Genomic DNA, 19,615 nt, shown 5'->3' on the forward strand with positions numbered 1-19,615 from the left:
CCGAGGGAAGAGTCGTTGTCTATGCAGGTCTGGCCGGGACAGGCGTATCCCCTCGGCGCCACGTACGACGGCGCCGGGACCAACTTCGCGGTCTACTCAGAGGCCGCACGGCGCATCGAGCTGTGCCTCCTCCACGACGACGGTTCCGAGACCGCCGTCGAACTGCGGGAGACGGACGCCTTCGTGCGCCACGCGTACCTGCCCGGCATCATGCCCGGGCAGCGCTACGGCTTCCGCGTGCACGGCCCCTACGAGCCCGAGCGCGGCCGGCGCTGCAACGCGGCGAAGCTGCTGCTGGACCCGTACGCGCGGGCGATCAGCGGGCGGGTCGACTGGAACGAGGCGGTGTACGGCTACCACTTCGGCCGCCCCGACTCCCGCAACGACCTGGACTCCGCCCCGCACACCATGAGCTCGGTGGTGGTGAACCCGTACTTCGACTGGGCCAACGACCGCCCTCCGCGGCACGAGTACCACCACACCGTGCTGTACGAGGCCCACGTCAAGGGCCTGACCATGCGTCATCCCGACCTGCCCGAGGAACTGCGCGGCACCTACGGGGCGCTCGCCCACCCGGCGGTCATCGGCCATCTCACCAAGCTCGGGGTGACCGCGCTGGAGCTGATGCCGGTGCACCAGTTCGTCAACGACCACCGGCTGGTCAACGACGGGCTGAGCAACTACTGGGGCTACAACACGATCGGCTTCTTCGCCCCGCACAACGGCTACGCCTCGGGCGACCGCGGCCAGCAGGTGCTGGAGTTCAAATCGGCCGTGCGGGCCCTGCACGAGGCGGGCATCGAGGTGATCCTCGACGTGGTCTACAACCACACCGCCGAAGGCAACCACCTGGGCCCGACGCTGTCCTTCCGGGGTCTGGACAACGCTTCCTACTACCGGCTGTCGGACGATCCTCGGCACTACATGGACACCACGGGCACGGGGAACTCGCTGCTGATGCGCTCCCCCCACGTGCTCCAGCTGATCATGGACTCGCTGCGCTACTGGGTCACCGAGATGCACGTGGACGGCTTCCGATTCGACCTCGCGGCGACGCTGGCCCGCCAGTTCCACGAGGTGGACCGGCTGTCGTCGTTCTTCGACCTGGTCCAGCAGGACCCGGTGGTCAGCCAGGTGAAGCTGATCGCGGAGCCGTGGGACCTCGGCGAGGGCGGCTACCAGGTGGGCAACTTCCCGCCGCTGTGGACGGAGTGGAACGGCAAGTACCGGGACACCGTCAGGGACCTGTGGCGCGGGCAGCCGCGCACCCTCGCCGAGTTCGCCGGGCGGTTGACGGGGTCCTCGGACCTCTACCAGGACGACGGACGGCGGCCGCTGGCGTCCATCAACTTCACCACCTGCCACGACGGCTTCACGCTGAACGACCTCGTCTCGTACAACGACAAGCACAACGAGGCGAACCGGGAGGGCAACCGGGACGGCGAGAGCCACAACCGGTCGTGGAACTGCGGGGTCGAGGGTCCGACCGAGGACCCTGAGGTCCTGGCGCTGCGCGAACGGCAGATGCGCAACTTCACCGCCACCCTGCTGCTGTCGCAGGGGGTTCCGATGCTCAGCCACGGCGACGAGTTCGGCCGCACGCAGGGCGGCAACAACAACGCCTACTGCCAGGACAACGAACTGGCGTGGGTGCACTGGCCCGAGCCCGGCAAACCGGCCCCGTCGCTGCTGGAGTTCACCCGCCGCATGGTGTGGCTGCGCCGCGACCACCCGGTCTTCCGGCGGCGCAGGTTCTTCCACGGGAGGCCGGTGGAGGGCACCCACGACGAGCTCTCCGACATCGCCTGGTTCACCCCGCACGGCGAGGAGATGCGGGCGCGCGACTGGCAGGCGCAGCATGCGCGGGCGCTGACGGTGTTCCTGAACGGGGAGGCGATCTCCGAGCCGGGCAGCCGCGGGGAGCGGATCACCGACGACTCGTTCCTGCTGATGTTCAACGCGGCTCCGGAACCGCAGGAGTTCACCGTTCCGCCGGGGCACGGCGCACAGTGGCGGCTGGTGGTGGACACCTCCCGGCCGGACGTACTGCCACCCGGCACCGGGCCGCAGTACGCGGCCGGCGACCGGGTGGCGCTGACGGGGCGGTGCCTGGTGGTGCTTCAGCGGCCGGCGTAGGCGGGGTCCGGGTCCGGCTGCCGGACCGTTTCGGCGTCCGGTCCGCCGGCCGGTGCACCGTTCGGCCCGCCGGCCGGCTCCGCGGGCGGCTCGCCGGCCGGTGCACCGTGCGTACGGGCGGCGGGCACGCGGGTGACGAGGGCGAGGGCCAGGCAGAGCGCGGCGGCTCCCACGGCCACGGCGAAGGCCCCGCTGGGGCCGTACCGCTCGGCGAGGCGCCCGGCGACGACCAGGGCCACGGCCTGCCCGGCGACCAGGCTGCTGGCGGCGAAGGCCATCGCGGTGGCGAGCCGGGCCGGTTCCACGGCGCGCTCGGTCAGCGCGAACGCGGTGATCAGGTGCGGTGCATAGGCGGCTCCGAGCACGGTGACGACCGCGTACAGCGGCCACAGGCCGTCGGTGACCAGCAGAGGCGCCGAGAACACCAGGGCGGCGCCGGTCGCCACCCGCCAGCGCAGCCGCAGCCCGAAGCGGGCGGGCAGCGCGCCGAGTGCGAGGCCGACGGCGGCGCTGACGATGCCCATCGCCGCGTAGACGACGGCGGCCTGGTCCGGAACTCCGAGACGGATGGTGAGCGCGGTGATGCCGGCCTGGCACGCACCGAACATCACGCCCTGGAGAGCGAGGGAGCCCCGTACGGCATGGACCACGGCGGGCGGCCGGCGCCGCCCTCCCGTGCGCCGTTCCCGCGCCGGGGAGCCGGCGGTGGCGGCGGCGGTCGGGTGCAGGGCGAAGGCGCTGCCGAAGACGGCGACGAGGCAGGCCGCGCCCGCCAGGGCGAAGGCCGGATGGGCGACCAGGGAGGCGAGTCCGACCAGGGCGGGTCCGAAGACGAAGGAGACCTCGTCCAGGGTGCCTTCGAGTGCGTGCACGGCGCCCGTGACGCCCTCGTCCGCCTGGGCGCTGCGGGCCAGGGCGACGGAACGGGTCCGGGCCAGGGGCCCGATCAGCGGCACGGAGGCCCCGGTGAGGGCGCCGACCGCGGCGAGCGGGAGGGTGGCGAGATGGGTGAGCGCACCGGCCACCAGGGCGGCGGTGGCGGCGGCGTTGACCGCGGCGGCGGCGAGGACGACGCGCCGCTGTCCGTGCCGGTCGGCGAGTCGGCCGAGGACGGGTCCGAAGAGGACCTGTCCGGTGGAGAGCGCACCTCCGACGATGCCCGCGGTGGCCAGGGAGCCGCTGGTCTGGGCGACCAGCAGGAAGCTTCCGAACTGGGACATCGCGACGGGCAGGCGGGCGAGGAAAGAGACGAGCGGGAGCAGGGGCCCGGTCAGGGCGATGACACTTCGATAGGTGCTGACGGTTCCGACCACTTGATCGACACTAACCCGACGCAGTCACTCGGATGCATTGGGTCATGGCACGGAATCCGGCAGGTTGGGTACGTACGTTCTCATGAGCCAGCCGCACCCGCCCCCCGCATCGGATTCCGATGTTCCGAAACCCGTTACCCCGACGTCGACGTACCGCCTCCAGCTGAGCCCGGAATTCACCTTCGCGGCCGCCGAGGCGGCCGTGCCGCACCTCGCCTCGCTCGGCGTGTCGCACCTGCACCTCTCCCCCGTCCTGGAGGCGGTGCCCGGGTCGGCCCACGGGTACGACGTCACCGACCACTCGCGGGTACGGGCCGAGCTGGGCGGCGAGCCCGGCCTGCGGGCCCTGGCCCGCCGCGCCCGGGAGCACGGGCTCGGCCTGGTCCTCGACATCGTGCCGAACCACATGGCGGTGCCGACGCCGCTGCGGCTCAACCGGCCCCTGTGGGAGGTGCTGCGGGACGGGCCGGGCTCGCCCTACGCCCGCTGGTTCGACATCGACTGGGAGGCCGGCGGCGGGCAGGTGGTACTCCCCCTGCTCGCCGGACCGGTGGACTCCCGCGACCTGCGGGTCGACGGCGGGACACTGCGTGACGGGGAACAGGAGTTCCCGCTGCGGGCCGGGACGGAGGGCCTGGCGCTGCCGGAGCTGCTGGCCGCTCAGTGGTACCGGCCGACCTGGTGGCGGGAGACCTCGACCACGCTCAACTACCGCCGATTCTTCACGATCTCGGAGCTGATCGGGGTCCGGGTGGAGGATCCGGAGGTGTTCACCGCCACCCACGCGAAGGTCCTGGAGCTGGTCCGGGACGGGGTCGCGCAGGGGCTGCGGATCGACCACGTGGACGGGCTGGCCCACCCCGAGGAGTACCTGGGCCGGCTGCGGGCCGCTGTCGGCGACGACTGCTGGGTGGTGGTCGAGAAGATCCTGGCCCGCCACGAGCGTCTGCCGGCCGGCTGGCCGGTGGCGGGCACCACCGGCTACGACGCGCTGCACCGGGTCGACGGGGTGTTCACCGACCCGGGGGGTGCCGCCGAACTGGCCGCCCGCTACGGGCGGTCCACCGGTCTTCCCCCGTGGCCGCAGACCGCCCGGGCCTGTGCGCGGGAGGTGCTGACCGGCGACCTCGCCGCCGAGCTGAGGACCCTGGAGCGCCGGGCCGGGGCGGAACTCGCCCCGGCCGTACGCGAGTTGCTGATCGCCTTCCCCGTCTACCGGCCCTATCCCGGCGAGTGCGAGCTGCCGGCGCAAGCGGTGGAGCCGGCGGCCGAGCTGGCCGGTCCGGCCGCGGTGGCCGGCGTACGGGAGCTGCTGCTACGGGACCCGGCCTTCGCCGCCCGGTTCGCCCAGACCTCGGCAGCCCTGCGCGCCAAGTCCCTGGAGGACCGGGCCTTCTACCGGTACGCGCCGCTGCTGTCGGCCACCGAGGTGGGCGGGGAGCCCGGGTGTCCGGCCGTGTCGCCCCAGGAGTTCCACGCGTACTGCGCCGTGCTGGCGCGGGACTGGCCGGATACGGGCACGGTGCTGTCCACGCACGACACCAAACGCAGCGCGGACGTCAGGGCCCGGATCTCGGCGCTGTCGCAGGCGCCGGAGCTGATGGGCGGGCCGGACCCGTCGCCGGACCCCCACCTGGCGTGGGTGGCCCGCCAGACGGCTCTGGGGCTCGGCCGGACGCCCGAGGCGGTACCGCGGCTGGCCGAGGCGCTGCTCAAGGCGGCCCGCGAAGCAGCCCTGCACACCAGCTGGACCGACCGGAACGAGGAGTACGAGGCCGGCGTCCCCGAGTACGCCCGGGCCCCGCTGGACCTGCCGGCGCAGCTCGCGGAGGCGGCCCGCGCCAACCTGCTCGGCATGGCGCTGCTGCACCTGGCGATGCCGGGGGTGCCGGAGGTCTACCAGGGCGCGGAGACCGAGTACCGGGCCCTGGTGGACCCGGACAACCGGCGGCCGGCGCGCTTCCCCCGCGATGCGCTGGCACGGCTGGACGCGGGGGCCGCCCCGCAGGCCCCGGCCGAGGAGAAACTGGCCCTCACGGCAGCGCTGCTACGGCTGCGCCGGGACCGGCCGGACCTCTTCCGCGGCTACGCGCCCGTCACGGCCGGTGGCCCGGCGGCCGACCACCTGGTGGCCTTCACCCGCGCCCCGGGTCTGCTGGTGGCGGCCACCCGGCTGTCCCACCGGCTCGCGGCCTCGGGCGGCTGGCGCGACACCCGGCTGGACCTGCCGCCCGGCAGGTGGACGCCGGTCCTGCCGCCGCACGGCGAAGCGAACTCCCCCGTACTGCACGGCAGTACGATCGAGGTGTCCGCGCTGCTGTCCGATCGTCCGGTGGGCGTCTGGCTCCGCCTCTGAACCCCTGCGGCGCCGCCCGGCGCCCGCGGGGCCGCCTGGTATCCGTGCCGCACGGCCCGCCACGGCCACTGACCGGACGAACAGGCCCCGGATCGCTCCTGGAGCCGTTTCCGGAGGATGCGGCGGCGGCCGCGGCCCGGACGCTGTCGAGGAGGGGCCGGAAGAGGTCCTCGAAGGCTGCGCCGAGGGTGACGACGGGCACGGAGCGGGGTCGCCTTGCCGGGCGTGCACGCGCACCCGCCCCTCTCGCAGGCGGTCGGCGATGCCTTCCTGAGCCCGGCGGGCCACGGACTGCGCCCGCACAGGAGCGCGGTGCCCCGCCGGGCATGCCCGTGCAGCCGCTGGGCCAGGGGTTTCCCGGGGAGTCCGGGCAACTGCGGGGCCCGCACAGCAGTAGGCGGCGGGCGTGGCGGGCATGGCATCCCTTGTGACTCTCCTCCGTGACATGTGCTACCCCACACCGCATGAACTCGGGCTGGCCGCCCGCGCTCTGGCGGACGAACACCCCGGCGAGGTTCGGCTCCGCCAGGCCGGCACCTCGCGGGCCGGACGGCCGATCTGGGTGCTGTCCGTCGCGGCGACGGTTCGGGCCACCGCGGACGGCGGCCCGAGCGGCACCGCGGGCCGTGCCGCCCCTGACCTCCCGGCCGGCACGGACGGCCCCGGCCCGCTCGGCCCGCCGCGAGGGGACGCCCGCGACGTCCTCGTCGTCGCCGGAGCGCACGCCAACGAGCCCGTCGGCGGCGCCACGGCACTCTCACTCGCCCACCGGGTCCTGCGCGACCCCGCGCCGCGGGCGGGCTGCGGCTGGCACTTCCTGCTCTGCGCCGACCCGGACGGCGCGGACCTGCACCGCACGCCCCGCCCGTACTCGCTGCTGGACTACCACCGGCACTTCTTCCGACCGCCCGGACCCGAACAGCCCGAGTGGGCGCCGTCCCTCCTGCCCGGAGATCGGCTACCGCCGGAGACCCTGGCGCTGCTGGCGCTCATCGACGAACTGCGGCCGGTCTTGCAGGTCTCCCTGCACGCCACCGACCTCGGCGGCTCCTGGGTGCAGCTCACCCGGGACATACCCGGCCTCGCGGAGCCGTTCGGCAAGTCGGCCGCGGAGCTGCACATCCCGGTGGAGAACGGGGCCTCGGACGCCGCCGGCTGGCCCTCCCCCGGGCCCGGGATCTTCGTGATCCCGGAGCCGGGGAGCGAGGCCGCCGGGGCGTTCCACCCGGAGGACACCCGGCTGAGCACCTGGTATCACGCGCACCTGTACGGCGGCACCACCGCGATCGTCGAAGTCCCCATGTGGGCCTCCGACCTGGTGGACGATCCGACGCCGCATCCCGACCCGCGCCGCGCCCTGCGGATGCTGGCCGGGCGGCTCACGGCGGACGCCGCGCTCGTCGGCGCCACCCGCGAGCGGACCCGGGGCCGGGACCGGCAGGGACCGGGCGGGCCCAGGGACCCGGCCGCGGCCCCGCTGCTGCGCGCGGTGGACTGGACGCTCGCGCTGGTCCCCCGGATCACCCGCGAATGGACCGGCCCCGGCGCACCCGCCGAGGCAACGGCGGCGTACATCGCCAGCATCGACGCCTTCGGGCGGCGGCTGTCGCTGCGTGCGGCCGCGATGCTGCTCCGGGTCCTGCGCGCCGAGGGGCATCCGGCGGCCCCCGGGCTGGAGCGGCTGGTCACCGAGTGGTGCGAGGAGTTCGCGGCCCGGTTCGGGGCCCGCTGGATCCCGGTGGCCACCCAGGTGGAACACCAGTCCCGCACCGTTCTGGCCGCCTACGACAAGCTCGTGGCGGCGCGGCGCCCCACGGGCGGGCTGTAGCGGGGCCGGGGGTTCGGGGCGGCGCCGACCGCCCCGATCGCCTTGTCGCTCCCGACTCCCCGACCCCGACCCCACCAGCCGCGCCCTCCTCCTGACCCGCCCCCGGGAAGCCGGCATCCTCACCCGCGCCTCCTGGCCGACGTCCGGGGACTCAGCGGCCGGGTTGGAGGGAGGCCAGCGCGGCGTCGAGGCGGTGGGTGGCCTCCTCGGCGACGCCTTCCAGGGCGGGCAGTCCGGTCAGGGTGGACATGACCGCGGGATCCAGGGCCTGAACGACGGTGCGGTCGCCGTCGGCGCGGACGACGACGTTGCAGGGCAGCAGGAGCCCGATGGTGCGGTCGGCGTCCAGGGCCTGCCGGGCCAGCGGCGGGTTGCAGGCGCCCAGGATCAGGTAGTCCTCCATTGCGTGGCCGAGCTTGGCCCTCAGGGTGGCGGTGACGTCGATCTCGGTGAGGATGCCGAAGCCCTGAGCGGCCAGGGCCTCGCGGACGGCGGCGACGGTGTCGGCGAAGCCGGCGTCGAGGTGGACGGTGCGGTCGTAGCGCATGGCGCCATCCCTTCACGTCGGGGTCGGGTACGGCGGCCGGAGACTGGTGGCCGCCGGGCGGGAGAGCGGGTGCCCCCACACGGTCAAAAATACCCCCGGGGGTACCCGTGCTAGTCTCGATGCATACCCCCGGGGGTAAAAGAGCAGCCGAAAGGAGCAACCGCGTGTTCTTCATCGACACCATCGAGACCGAGGGCCTGGGAAACCGCAGCTATCTCGCCGGCGGCGACACGACCGCCGTCGTGGTCGACCCGCCGCGCGACATCGACCGGGTCCTCTCGGCGGCAGCCCTGCGCGGCGTGCGGATCTCCCACGTGGTGGAGACCCACGTCCACAACGACTACGTCACCGGCGGCCTAGACCTGGCCCGCCTGACCGGCGCCGCCTACCTGGTGCCGGCCGCCGCCCGCGTCTCCTTCGCCCGCACCCCGGTCGCGGACGGCGACACCGTCGGCGTCGACGACGGCATCACGCTGCGGGCGCTGGCCACCCCAGGCCACACCCCCCACCACACCTCCTACGTCCTCCAGGAGGACGGGCGGGTCGCGGCGGTCTTCACCGGCGGTTCGCTGCTGATCGGCTCGGTGGGCCGCCCCGACCTGGTCGAACCGCGCCTGACCGCACAGCTGGCCCGCGCCCAGCACGCCTCCGCGCACCGCCTGGCCGCCGAGCTCCCCGACGAGACGCCGGTGCTGCCCACCCACGGGTTCGGCAGCTTCTGCTCCTCCTCCCAGGCCGAGGGCGACGCCACCACCATCGGCAAGGAGAAGACCGCCAACGACGCCCTGGTCAAGGACGTCGACTCCTTCGTCGCCGGCCTGCTGGCCGGCCTGGACGACGTACCCGCCTACTACGCGCACATGGGTCCGACCAACGCCGCCGGCCCCACCCCGGTCGACCTCGCCGCTCCGCCCCTGACCGACGCCGCCGACATCGCAGCCCGCCTGGCCGCCGGGGAATGGGTCGTCGACCTGCGCAACCGCATCGCGTTCGCCGCCGGGCACGTCGCGGGCTCGTTCAATTTCGAGGCCGACGGGAAGATCGCCACCTACCTGGCCTGGATGATCCCCTGGGGCAAGCCCGTCACCCTGCTCGCCGACTCACCCGCCCAGCTCGCCGCCGCCCAGCGCGAACTGGTCCGCGTCGGCATCGACCGCCCCGCAGCCGCGGCCACCGGGACCCCCGCCGACTGGATACCCGAAGGCCACACCCCCCGCGCCTTCCCCCGCGCCACCTTCGCCGACCTCGCCGAGCAGACACCCGGCACCGTGGTCCTCGACGTGCGCCGCGACTCCGAGCGCGCCGCGGCGTTCATCACCGGATCCACCCACATCCCGGTCCACGACCTCCACCGCCGCCTGGCCGACGTCCCGGCAGGGACCGTATGGGTCCACTGCGCCGGAGGCATGCGCGCGGGCATCGCCGCCTCCCTCCTGGACGCGGCCGGACGCGATGTCGTCGCCGTCGACGACTCCTTCGACGCCGCGGCGCGAGCCGGCCTGCCCCTCACCAGCGGCGGCCACACCCCCTGATCCCAGCCCCCGACCCCACCCCACCCCACCGACCCGGAAGGAAGGCGCATGATCTCCTTCTTCCGCCGCGGCGCCGCCCGCGGCAGCGCCCGCGTCACCCCCACCCAGGCCCACCAGCGCACCACCGACGGACACGCCGTGCTCCTCGACGTGCGCGAACAGGTCGAGTGGAACGCCGGACACGCCCCCGGCGCCGTCCACGCCCCGCTCTCCCGCCTCCTGGCCGGCGCCGCCCTGCCCGCCGCCGCCGAGAACCGGCCGCTGGTGGTGATCTGCCGCTCCGGACACCGCTCCCAGCAGGCCGCCGAACTCCTGACCGACCGCGGCGCCCAGGCCGTCGACGTCAAGGGCGGCATGAACGCCTGGGCCTCGGCCGGACTCCCGGTCGTCGACGCACGCGGAAGCAGCGGCCGGACGGCGTGAGCACGCTCCTCCTCGCCCTCGCCGCCGGAGCCGTCATAGGACTGGCCCTCGGGGCACTCGGCGGCGGTGGCAGCGTGCTGGCCGTCCCCGCCCTGATCTACCTCCTCGACTTCACCCCGGCCGCCGCGACCACCGCTTCCCTCGTCATCGTCACCGCCACCTCCGCCACCGCCCTGTACACCCACGCCACGTCCGGCAACGTCCGCTGGAGGACCGGTGCCCTGTTCGCCGCCGCCGGCATCCCACCCGCCATCGCCACCGCCACCCTCTCCGCCCGCGTCCCCGAAGCGGTACTGACGGCCGCGTTCGCCGTGATCGCAGCCCTCGCCGCCCTCGCCATGTTCAGACCCCCGGCCACCGAGCGGCAGCCCCGGCCCGCACGGCCCGCACGGGCCGCGGGAGCGGGCGCCGGACTCGGCGCGGCCACCGGCTTCCTCGGCGTCGGCGGCGGCTTCCTCGCCGTCCCCGCCCTCGTCTCCGTCCTCGGACTGCGCATGCGCACCGCGGTCGGCACCAGTCTCCTGATCATCACCGTCAACTCGCTCGCCGCGCTCACCGCCCGGGCCGGCACCCACACCCCGCTGCACTGGGCAGTCATCGCCCCCTTCACGGGCGCGGCGATCCTCGGCGCCTGGGACGGCAAACGCCTCGCATCGAAGATCTCCGGCCCCGCCCTGCAGCGGACCTTCGCGGCCGTCCTGCTGGCCGTCGCCGCCCTCATGCTCGCCGACGCCCTCCGCTGACCGCACCGGGGCTCGACCCTCCGACCGCACCACGCCCCCCATGTCCCCCCACCCCCCACACAAGGACGGAACACCGCACCATGCCCCATCCCCGCGCCCTCGACGCCCACCAGGCCCACAGCCGCCTCCACGAACTGGTCGTCCTCGACGTCCGCACCCCCGGCGAATACGCCACCGGACACCTTCCCGGCGCCCTCAACATCCCCCTCGACCACCTCACCGGCGCCCTGCCCGACATCCGCAAGGCCGCCGAACGCGGCGACATCCTGGTCGTCTGCGCCTCCGGCGCCCGCTCCGAGAGCGCCTGCAGGACCCTCGCCGACGCCGGCGTCACCACCGCCACCCTCGCGGGCGGCACCACCGCCTGGGCCGACGGCGGCCACCCCCTCCACCATCCCGAAAGCAGCCGCAGCACCTGGGCCATGGAACGCCAGGTCCGCTTCACCGCCGGCGCCGTCGTCCTGACCGGCCTCGCCCTCGGCCGCCTGCGGCCCGCCTTCCGCCTCACCTCCGCAGGCATCGCCGGCGGCCTGGTCTTCTCCGCCCTCACCAACACCTGCGGCATGGCGGCCCTCCTCGCCAAACTCCCCCACAACCGCCCCCGCCAGGGCGACCTCGAAGCCGCCCTCGCCTCCCTCCGCGGCTGACCCCACCACCCACCCATACCCCCTGGGGTACCATGGAGTGATCGAGCACAAGCCCAGGAGGCACCGGTGAAAGTCGACGAAGAAGCCGTCAGCGCAGTCCTCAACCGGCTGCGCCGCGCGCAGGGCCAGCTCGCCGGAGTCATCGCCATGATCGAAGCCGGGCGCGACTGCAAGGACGTCGTCACCCAGCTCGCCGCCGTCTCCAAAGCCCTCGACCGCGCGGGCTTCAAAATCGTCGCGAGCGGCATGCGCCAGTGCATGGCCGACGCCGACGCGAGCCAGGCCCCGATGTCCGAGGAAGAACTCGAAAAGCTCTTCCTCGCCCTCGCCTGAACCCGCCCCCCTGCCCGACGCCCGCCCGGCGCGAGCCCCCGCCCGTGGGCCGGGCAGGCCGGACCCGGGAGGGCTCCCGGGTCCGGGGCTCAGCCCGCCGAGAGGCGGAAGGTCATGTTCCCGAAGCTGACCTGGTCCCCGTCCCGGACGACCGCGGAGCCGGTCACCCGGCGCCCGTTGACACTCGTCCCGTTGGTGGAGCCGAGGTCCGTGAGCACCCACACCCCGTCGCGCAGGCTCAGTTCCGCGTGCGCGCGGGAGACGGTCTCGTGGCTGAGCCGCAGCCCGTTGTTGGGGTCGCGGCCGATCCGCAGGGCCGCCGCGCTCGGATGCGGCAGCAGCAGCTTGGGCAGCCGCTCGGCGTTCCAGGCGCGACGAACCCCGGCGGACACCGCCGAGACCCGCCCCACCCAGCCGAACAGCCGACGGATCCAAGGGCTTTCGGCGGCCTCCCTGGACCCGAGGTCGGAAGTGAGGACCTCGAGGTCCTCGGAACGGCGGGCCACCAGGGCGAGTTCCATGCGGCGTATGAAGGTGTCGTGGGACAGCTTGCCGAGCGCCGCGCCCTCCCTGAGCTGGCCCAGCGCACAGTCTCGCTCGGCGTCCGACAGCCGCGGCGCGGGGAAGGCAGGAAGTTCGAAACTCGACGTCACAGGGTGATTGTCGGCCCGTCGGGGGCCGAGTGTCCAGAACTCCCCCGCCAGCGGCGGAATGATGGGCACGATGAGCACGCTGGACGCCGCCGACAGACGAGGGGACCGCCCGTGCAGTTCGAGGTGTGGGCACCGCTGACGGGCCGGGTCGCACTGCGACTCGACGACGTGACGTACGACATGGCACCCGATCGGGAGCGGGACGGCTGGTGGACGGTACAGGCGCCCGCCGGGGACGGCAGCCGCTACGGCTTCCTCCTGGACGGGGACACCCTCCCGCGGCCCGATCCGCGCGGCCGGCGGCTGCCGGACGGCCCCGACGGGCTGTCGGCCGTCGTCGACCTCGATGCCCTGGCCCCGCAGTCCGCACCGGCCGGCCCTCAGCCCCTCCCGCTCCAGGACGCCGTCCTGTACGAGCTCCACATCGGCACCTTCACCTCCGAGGGCACCTTCGATGCGGCCGCGGCCCGCCTCGGCCACCTCGTCTCCCTCGGCGTCACGCACGTCGAGCTGATGCCGGTGTGCTCCTTCTCCGGCCGGCACGGCTGGGGCTACGACGGGGTCGCGCCCTGGTCGGTGCACGAGCCGTACGGCGGCCCGGCGGGCCTGGCCCGGTTCACGGCAGCCGCGCACGCGGCCGGGCTCGGCGTGGTCCTCGACGTCGTACACAACCACCTCGGACCCTCCGGCAACCACCTGCCCGCCTTCGGCCCGTACTTCACCGACACCCACCACACCCCGTGGGGCGCCGCGGTGAACCTCGACGCGCCCGGCTCCGACGAGGTGCGCGCGTACCTCACCGGCAGCGCACTGGCCTGGCTGCGCGACTACGGCATGGACGGGCTGCGGCTGGACGCCGTCCACGCGCTGGCCGACGGACGTGCGCTGACCTTTCTGGAAGAGCTGTCCGCGGCCGTGGACGCGCTCGCCGCGGAGACCGGCCGGCCGCTGTTTCTGATCGCCGAGTCCGACCGGTGCGACCCGCGCACCACCACCCCCCGCGCCGCCGGGGGCCTGGGTCTGAACGCCCAGTGGAACGACGACTTCCACCACGCCCTGCACTGCGCGCTGACCGGTGAATCCCAGGCGTATTACGCCGACTTCGCCGAGGCACCGCTGGCCGCCCTGGCCAAGACCCTGACCCGGGTCTTCTTCCACGACGGGACCTGGTCCTCCTTCCGGGGCCGCACGCACGGCCGGCCGGTGGACCACCGCCGGACCCCGGCCCACCGGTTCGTCGGCTACTCCCAGACCCACGACCAGATCGGCAACCGGGCGCTCGGCGACCGGCTCTCGGCGTCGCTCTCCCCCGGGCTGCTGGCCTGCGCGGCGACGGTGGCGCTGACCGGGCCCTTCGTGCCGATGCTGTTCATGGGCGAGGAGTGGGGCGCCCGCACCCCGTGGCAGTACTTCACCGACCACCCCGATCCGGGGCTCGCCGAGGCCGTACGGGACGGCCGGCGCCGGGAGTTCGCGGCGCACGGCTGGAAGGCCGAGGAGATTCCCGACCCGCAGGACCCGGCCACCCGGGACCGTTCCTGCCTGGACTGGTCGGAGCCCGAACAGCCGGTCCACGCCCGCCTGCTGGACTGGTACCGCACCCTGGTCGCGCTCCGCCGCACCCACCCGGACCTGCGCGACCCGGACCTGGCGGCGGTCCGGGTCGCCCACGACGAGGAGCGGCGCTGGCTGACCTTCCGGCGGGGCGACGTACGGGTGGCCGTGAACCTCTCCGCCGAGCCCGTGACGATCGCGCTCGGCCGCAACGGAGTACGCGTGCTGGCGTCGTGGGAGCCGCTCGGACACCCCGGCCCGGACGGACGGATCCACCTCCCCGGCGAGTCGGCGGCGGTGCTCGGCCCCTGAGCGAAGGGCTACTCCACGACGGCCAGTTCGCGCGGGGCGCCGTTCAGGCGGCGCCCGCCGTCCTCGGTGACGGTCACGATGTCCTCGATGCGCACGCCGAACCGGCCCGGCAGGTAGACGCCCGGCTCCACCGAGAAGCACATGCCCGGCACCAGGGGCTGCTCCTCGCCCTCGACCATGTACGGCGGCTCGTGGGTGGTGACGCCGATGCCATGGCCGGTGCGGTGGATGAAGCGGTCCCCGTACCCGAATCCGGTGATCACCGCACGCGCCGCCCGGTCCACCTCCTGGCAGGGGACACCGGGCCGGACCGCCGCGAAAGCCGCCTGCTGGGCCTCCCGGACGACATCGTGGACCCGCTGCTCCTCGGCGGTGGGCTCGCCCACGTGCACGGTGCGGGAGAGGTCCGAGCCGTAGCCGAAGCGCAGACCGCCGAAGTCGAGAACCACCATGTCGCCGTGGCGGATGACGCGCTCGCCGGCCTCGTGGTGCGGGTCGGCGCCGTTGGGGCCGGAGCCGACGACGGTGAAGTCGACCTGGGAGTGGCCGTGCGTGCGCAGCAGGGCGGCCAGGTCGGCGGCGACCTCCGTCTCCCGGCGGCCGACGAAGGGGAGGTGGAGGATCTGCGCGTAGACGGCTGCTCCGGCCGCGGCGAGGCGCTCCAGCTCCCGCGCGTCCTTCACGGCGCGGAGCATGGGCAGGCAATCGGTGAGCGATGTGTAGGAGCTGTTCGGCAACTGCCTCTGGAGTCCGAGGAGATGCAGGGCCCAGGTGTTGTCGCTCACCCCGAAGCGGCCGCGGGGGTCCAGCAGCGGGGCGGCCAGGGCGTAGGGGTCCTTCCCGTCGGCCCAGTCGCGCAGGGTCAGCGCACCGGCTCCGGGCGCCCGTGCCGCGTCAGGGGCCTCCAGGGCGGGCACGACGAGCACCGGGTCCTTGCCGGCGGCGAGGATGAGGAGGGTCAGCCGTTCGGTCTCGGCGGTCGGGCGGTATCCGGTGAGGTGGGCGAGGTCGGGGCCGGCGGCGATCAGCAGCCCGGCGAGCCCCGCCTGCGCTGCGCTCCGTGCGGCTGCGGCCATACGGGCGGCGTAGTCGGCCGTGGTGAAGGGCGCCGGGCCCGCGGTGCCGGCGTCGGCGTCGGCGTCGGTGTCGGTGTCGGTGTCGGTGTCGGCGATGTCATCGGTCATACGGGGGATCCTGCCGTGAGCCGTGCGGCCAGAGCGGCGGCCGCGCCGGTCGGGGCGCCGGGCGAGAGCAGTTCCGTACGGTGCACCAGTCGCGGGGCGGACAGCGGTACGGCGACCCCTGCGCCGGCGGCCTCGGCGACGCGACGCGGGAGCAGTGCGAGACCGTGCCCGGCGACGGCCAGGGCGCAGAGGGCGAGCAGGTCGGTGCCCTCGTAGCGGACGGAGGCACGGGCGGCGGTGAGCGGCAGGCCGACGCCGGGGGCGTCGATCCAGCGGGCGTCGCCGAGGTCGTCCAGCCGGACGGCGGCCCGTCCGGCGAAGGGGTGTCCCCCGGGCAGCAGCACGGCCAGTTCCTCCTCCGCCACGCCCTTCACGGTGAGCGGTGCCACGTCGGGCAGCCGCAGCGGATCGCTCGGCGCGGCCGGGCCGTCGACCAGTCCGAGATCGCAGCCGCCGGTGGCCACGGCGGCGGGCACCTCGGCCGGGGGCAGCACGCGCAGGGTGACCCCGGTGGCGGGCAGGGCGGCGAGCAGCCGGGGGCCGACGGCGAGCGGGGAGGCGGCGAGCGTGACGTGCCCGGGCGGGGCGGCGGCCAGCCGCAGCACGTCGGCCCGGGCGGCATCGAGCCGCAGCAGCAGCGGGCCGGCATGCTCCAGCAGCCGCACGCCGGCCGGGGTCGGTGCGACGGGGCGGCGGGTGAGGAGCTCCGCCCGCAGGTCGCCTTCCAGTGCGGCGATGTGCTGGGAGACGGCGGACTGGGTGTAGCCCAGCTCGCGGGCGGCTCCGGAGAAGGAGGCGAGCCGGGCCACGGCGACGAAGGTACGCAGCAGGTGCGGGTCCATGGCCATCAGGATCACTTATCGCAGGTGCAGGAACAATCGTTGGCGCTGAAGCAGGCGGCGGCCACACGATGATCTGCATGACCACCGCACACACCGCACACTCCGAACACTCCGAACACACCGCAGGCACCGCGGCCCTCACGGGCACCGGGGTGGCGCGGATCGCCCTCGTCGGCGACCGCTCCCCGCACGTGAAGTCCCACACCCGGATCCCGGTCCTCCTCGACGCCCTCGCCACCCGCGACGGGCTGGTCCTCGACGCCTACTGGATCCCCACCGGCGACGCCGCGGCCGAGGCGGCCGCCGGGAACCTGGCGCGCTTCGACGCCGTGTGGGTGCTGCCGGGCAGCCCGTACGCCAGCGAGGCCGGGGCGCTGGCCGCGATCCGGGTGGCCCGCGAGAAAGGCATCCCCTTCCTCGGGACCTGCGGCGGCTTCCAGCACACCCTCCTGGAGTACGCCCGGTCGGTCTGCGGGCTGGCCGACGTCGCGCACGCCGAGAACGACCCCGGGGCGCAGGACCTGCTGATCGCCCCGCTCGCCTGCTCGCTCGTCGGGCACGAGGGCCTGGTACGGGCCGAGCCCGGTTCGCTCGCCGAAGCCGCGCTCGGCGCGGAGCGGTCCACGGAGCGCTACCACTGCACCTACGGGCCCGCTCCGCGGCACCTGCCGACCCTGACCGCGCACGGGCTGCGGCTGTCGGGGCACGACGAGGACGGCCAGGTGCGCATCGCGGAGCTGCCCGGGCACCCCTTCTTCCTGGCCACGCTCTTCCAGCCGGAGCTGGAGGGCGACGGCAGCAGGCCCCACCCGATCATCAGGGCACTCGCCGTCGCGGCCGCCCGGCACGCCGCCGGCCGCCGCGGTTGGAACTCGACGCGGCCGGCCGCGAGCCGGGCGGCCGGATAACGCGTCGCAGGACCACCCCGCAGATCGGCTATGCTGTGCATGCACATCGACGGGCGGTCCGCCGCCCCTCGTGGTGGGTGTAGCTCAGCTGGTAGAGCACCTGGTTGTGGTCCAGGTGGCCGCGGGTTCAAGTCCCGTCACTCACCCTGATCCCCCGGGGTACGAGGTCTCCTCGTACCCCGGGGGTTTTTCGTCGGTCCGGCGGTCCCGGGGCGCGGCAGCCGCAGGCGCCGCCGGACCGGATCAGGCGGTCCTGATCGCCGGGTCGGAGACGCCGGGGTCGCCGGTCTCCACGTGCCCGGCGAAGCGCCGCAGGAAGGTGGTGTCGAGGTCGGAGACGACCTCGACGTCGTACCAGCGGCCGGTCGCACCAAGGTTCACGGTGTGGGTGACCGTACCGCCGGCCGCGATCCGGAAGGTCTGGGCCGCCCCGCCGTAGGCGTTGGCCACGGTGAGGTTGACCGCGGCCGTGCCGGAGTTGGTCATCGTCAGCGCCAGGTCGCCGGTGGCGCTCACATGGCGCGCCGTGACCTCGGGCCCGGCCTTCTTCGCGGGGCCCTTGAAGGTGCGCAGGAAACCGTTGGGGCCCCATACCGTCAGGTCGATCCGGTGACCGCTGGAACTGCTGGTGGACCAGGTGTCCGAGAGCGTCCTGCCGGCCTCCACCGTGTAGGGCCAGGGGCCGTCCGTGCGATGGCCCGAGGTGCTGTGGAAGTGGGCGCCGAGGGTCGGTCCGGAGGCGAAGGTCAAGGTGAACTTGCCGGTGGAGACGGTGCGGGCGCCGTCCACGTACGGGGCGTAGCCGAGCGCGCGGGTGGGCTTGGACCCTGCCTCCTGCGGCGGCAGGGTGCCGGTGGCGGGGGGCGTCGGGTGGTAGGAGGGGTGCCGGTCCCGGTCCGCCGGGACGTACGCGGCCGTGGACGGCAGCGCGGCGGGGGCGGTGTCGGCCCGGGTGAAGTCGAAGGCCGAGGTCAGGTCGCCGCAGACGGCGCGGCGCCACGGGGAGATGCTCGGTTCCTGCACCCCGAAGCGCTTCTCCATGAAACGGATCACCGAGGTGTGGTCGAAGGTTTCGGAGCAGACGTAGCCGCCCTTGCTCCAGGGGGAGACCACGATCATCGGGACGCGCGGGCCGAGCCCGTACGGGCCGGCCGTGTAACCGCCGCCGCCCGGGTAGAGGTCCTTCGACACGTCGGCGGTGGACAGGCCCCAGGCGGCGGAGGCCGGCGGGTAGGGCGGGACGACGTGGTCGAAGAAGCCGTCGTTCTCGTCGTAGGTGAGGAACAGGGCGGTCTTCGCCCACACCGCCGGGTTCGCCGTGAGCGCGTCCAGGACCTGCGAGATGTACCAGGCGCCGAAGTTCGTCGGCCAGTTGGAGTGTTCACTGAACGCCTCGGGGGCGGCGATCCAGGACACCTGCGGCAGGGTGCCGTTCACCACGTCGGCACGCAGTCGGTCGAAGTAGCCCTCGCCCGCCTTGACGTCGGTGCCGGTGCGGGCCTTCTCGTACAGGGGGCTGCCGGGCCGGGCACTGCGGTAACTGTTGAAGTACAGCAGCGAGTTGTCGCCGTAGTTCCCGCGGAAGGCGTCGTTGATCCAGCCCCAGGAGCCGGCGGCGTCCAGACCGTCGCCGATGTCCTGGTAGACCTTCCAGGAGATCCCGGCCGCCTCCAGGCGCTCGGGGTAGGTGGTCCAGCCGTAGCCGGCCTCCTGGTTGCCGAGGACCGGGCCGCCGCCCTTGCCGTCGTTGCCCGTGTGACCCGACCAGAGGTAGTAGCGGTTGGGGTCCGTGGCGCCGATGACGGAGCAGTGGTAGGCGTCGCACACCGTGAAGGCGTCGGCGAGGGCGTAGTGGAACGGGATGTCGTTCCGCGTCATGTACGACATGGTCGTGGCCGTCTTGGCCGGGATCCACTGGTTGTACTTGCCCTTGTTGTAGGCGTACTGGCCGCCGGCCCAGTCGTGGTTCAGGCCGGTCAGGAACTGCATGCCGAGGTCTTCCACCTGCGGGTGGAACGGCAGGACGTCCTTGGTCCCGTTCGGCTGGTGGAAGACCGACGTGCCGTTGTCGTGGAGCACCGGCCGCGGGTCGCCGAAGCCGCGGACCCCCTTCATCGCGCCGAAGTAGTGGTCGAAGGACCGGTTCTCCTGCATGAGGACGACGATGTGCTCGATGTCCTGGATCGTTCCGGTGGTGCCCTGCGCCGGGATGGCGGCGGCCCGCGCGATGCTGTCGTTCAGCATCGCGAAGGCGGCGGTGCCACCGGCTATCTGCAGGAACCTGCGGCGGTCGAGTTCTGCCAT

At 73.9% G+C, this 19,615-nt stretch carries 16 protein-coding genes and 1 tRNA gene; 11 read left to right on the plus strand and 6 right to left on the minus strand.

Annotated features, from left to right (window positions below; translation table 11 throughout):
* The first annotated feature begins 21 nt into the window (after positions 1-21).
* On the plus strand, positions 22-2,136 hold the full coding sequence (gene glgX, locus ACFW2G_RS03090) for a glycogen debranching protein GlgX (protein WP_037915376.1): 2,115 nt from the start codon (positions 22-24) through the stop codon (positions 2,134-2,136).
* Here the strand turns inward: glgX and ACFW2G_RS03095 are convergent.
* Positions 2,121-3,449, minus strand: coding sequence for an MFS transporter (locus tag ACFW2G_RS03095; protein WP_384580339.1), 1,329 nt, complete (start codon positions 3,447-3,449; stop codon positions 2,121-2,123). The genes glgX and ACFW2G_RS03095 overlap by 16 nt on opposite strands.
* Before the next feature lie 82 nt (positions 3,450-3,531).
* On the opposite strand from ACFW2G_RS03095, the gene treY reads away from it, so the two are divergent.
* Together treY and ACFW2G_RS03105 are read left to right on the plus strand one after the other, a co-directional pair.
* On the plus strand, positions 3,532-5,805 hold the full coding sequence (gene treY, locus ACFW2G_RS03100) for a malto-oligosyltrehalose synthase (protein WP_384580337.1): 2,274 nt from the start codon (positions 3,532-3,534) through the stop codon (positions 5,803-5,805).
* Between the two features lie 427 nt (positions 5,806-6,232).
* Positions 6,233-7,633, plus strand: coding sequence for a M14 family zinc carboxypeptidase (locus ACFW2G_RS03105; RefSeq protein WP_384580336.1), 1,401 nt, complete (start codon positions 6,233-6,235; stop codon positions 7,631-7,633).
* A gap of 151 nt (positions 7,634-7,784) precedes the next feature.
* Here ACFW2G_RS03105 and ACFW2G_RS03110 read toward each other — a convergent pair whose 3' ends face one another.
* Complete coding sequence (locus ACFW2G_RS03110) at positions 7,785-8,180, minus strand: DUF302 domain-containing protein (protein ID WP_384451292.1); 396 nt, start codon at positions 8,178-8,180, stop codon at positions 7,785-7,787.
* A gap of 164 nt (positions 8,181-8,344) precedes the next feature.
* Here ACFW2G_RS03110 and ACFW2G_RS03115 point away from each other — a divergent pair, with 164 nt between their 5' ends.
* The 5 genes from ACFW2G_RS03115 to ACFW2G_RS03135 all read left to right on the plus strand — a co-directional run bounded on the left by ACFW2G_RS03115 (position 8,345) and on the right by ACFW2G_RS03135 (position 11,858).
* Entirely contained in the window at positions 8,345-9,712 is a 1,368-nt protein-coding gene (locus tag ACFW2G_RS03115) for a rhodanese-like domain-containing protein (protein WP_384451295.1), read from the plus strand.
* Between the two features lie 48 nt (positions 9,713-9,760).
* Positions 9,761-10,135 carry a rhodanese-like domain-containing protein gene (locus ACFW2G_RS03120; RefSeq protein WP_037915363.1) on the plus strand — a complete coding sequence of 125 codons (375 nt, stop codon included), beginning with the start codon at positions 9,761-9,763 and terminating at the stop codon, positions 10,133-10,135.
* A complete protein-coding gene (locus ACFW2G_RS03125) occupies positions 10,132-10,878 on the plus strand; it encodes a sulfite exporter TauE/SafE family protein (protein WP_384451298.1) in 747 nt (248 codons plus the stop codon). Before ACFW2G_RS03120 ends, ACFW2G_RS03125 begins: the two co-directional genes overlap by 4 nt.
* Before the next feature lie 80 nt (positions 10,879-10,958).
* The gene (locus ACFW2G_RS03130; protein ID WP_037915358.1) at positions 10,959-11,525 is read left to right on the plus strand and encodes a rhodanese-like domain-containing protein; all 567 of its coding nucleotides are present in this window, start codon (positions 10,959-10,961) and stop codon (positions 11,523-11,525) included.
* A gap of 66 nt (positions 11,526-11,591) precedes the next feature.
* Positions 11,592-11,858 (plus strand): metal-sensitive transcriptional regulator, encoded by a 267-nt coding sequence (locus ACFW2G_RS03135; RefSeq protein ID WP_037915354.1) that lies wholly within the window; start codon positions 11,592-11,594, stop codon positions 11,856-11,858.
* A gap of 89 nt (positions 11,859-11,947) precedes the next feature.
* On the opposite strand, the gene ACFW2G_RS03140 is transcribed toward ACFW2G_RS03135, so the two are convergent.
* Positions 11,948-12,511: a DUF1707 and FHA domain-containing protein gene (locus ACFW2G_RS03140; RefSeq protein ID WP_384580334.1), complete on the minus strand. Its 564-nt coding sequence runs from the start codon at positions 12,509-12,511 to the stop codon at positions 11,948-11,950.
* A 111-nt stretch (positions 12,512-12,622) separates the two neighbouring features.
* Between ACFW2G_RS03140 and treZ the strand changes: the two genes are divergently transcribed.
* Positions 12,623-14,377 carry a malto-oligosyltrehalose trehalohydrolase gene (gene treZ / locus ACFW2G_RS03145; RefSeq protein WP_384580332.1) on the plus strand — a complete coding sequence of 585 codons (1,755 nt, stop codon included), beginning with the start codon at positions 12,623-12,625 and terminating at the stop codon, positions 14,375-14,377.
* 8 nt (positions 14,378-14,385) lie between these two features.
* Here treZ and ACFW2G_RS03150 read toward each other — a convergent pair whose 3' ends face one another.
* Complete coding sequence (locus tag ACFW2G_RS03150) at positions 14,386-15,453, minus strand: aminopeptidase P family protein (RefSeq protein WP_384580436.1); 1,068 nt, start codon at positions 15,451-15,453, stop codon at positions 14,386-14,388.
* Positions 15,454-15,557: 104 nt separating this feature from the next.
* A complete protein-coding gene (locus tag ACFW2G_RS03155) occupies positions 15,558-16,403 on the minus strand; it encodes a LysR family transcriptional regulator (RefSeq protein ID WP_384451310.1) in 846 nt (281 codons plus the stop codon).
* A 77-nt stretch (positions 16,404-16,480) separates the two neighbouring features.
* Here ACFW2G_RS03155 and ACFW2G_RS03160 point away from each other — a divergent pair, with 77 nt between their 5' ends.
* Both ACFW2G_RS03160 and ACFW2G_RS03165 read left to right on the plus strand, forming a co-directional pair.
* On the plus strand, positions 16,481-17,311 hold the full coding sequence (locus tag ACFW2G_RS03160; RefSeq protein ID WP_384580331.1) for a hypothetical protein: 831 nt from the start codon (positions 16,481-16,483) through the stop codon (positions 17,309-17,311).
* Positions 17,312-17,384: 73 nt separating this feature from the next.
* A tRNA-His gene (locus ACFW2G_RS03165) sits at positions 17,385-17,457 on the plus strand.
* A gap of 97 nt (positions 17,458-17,554) precedes the next feature.
* Here the strand turns inward: ACFW2G_RS03165 and ACFW2G_RS03170 are convergent.
* A complete protein-coding gene (locus ACFW2G_RS03170; protein ID WP_384580329.1) occupies positions 17,555-19,615 on the minus strand; it encodes a phosphocholine-specific phospholipase C in 2,061 nt (686 codons plus the stop codon).

The sequence above is a fragment of the Streptomyces sp. NPDC058880 genome, assembly GCF_042742535.1.
In the GTDB taxonomy this organism is placed as follows: domain Bacteria; phylum Actinomycetota; class Actinomycetes; order Streptomycetales; family Streptomycetaceae; genus Streptomyces.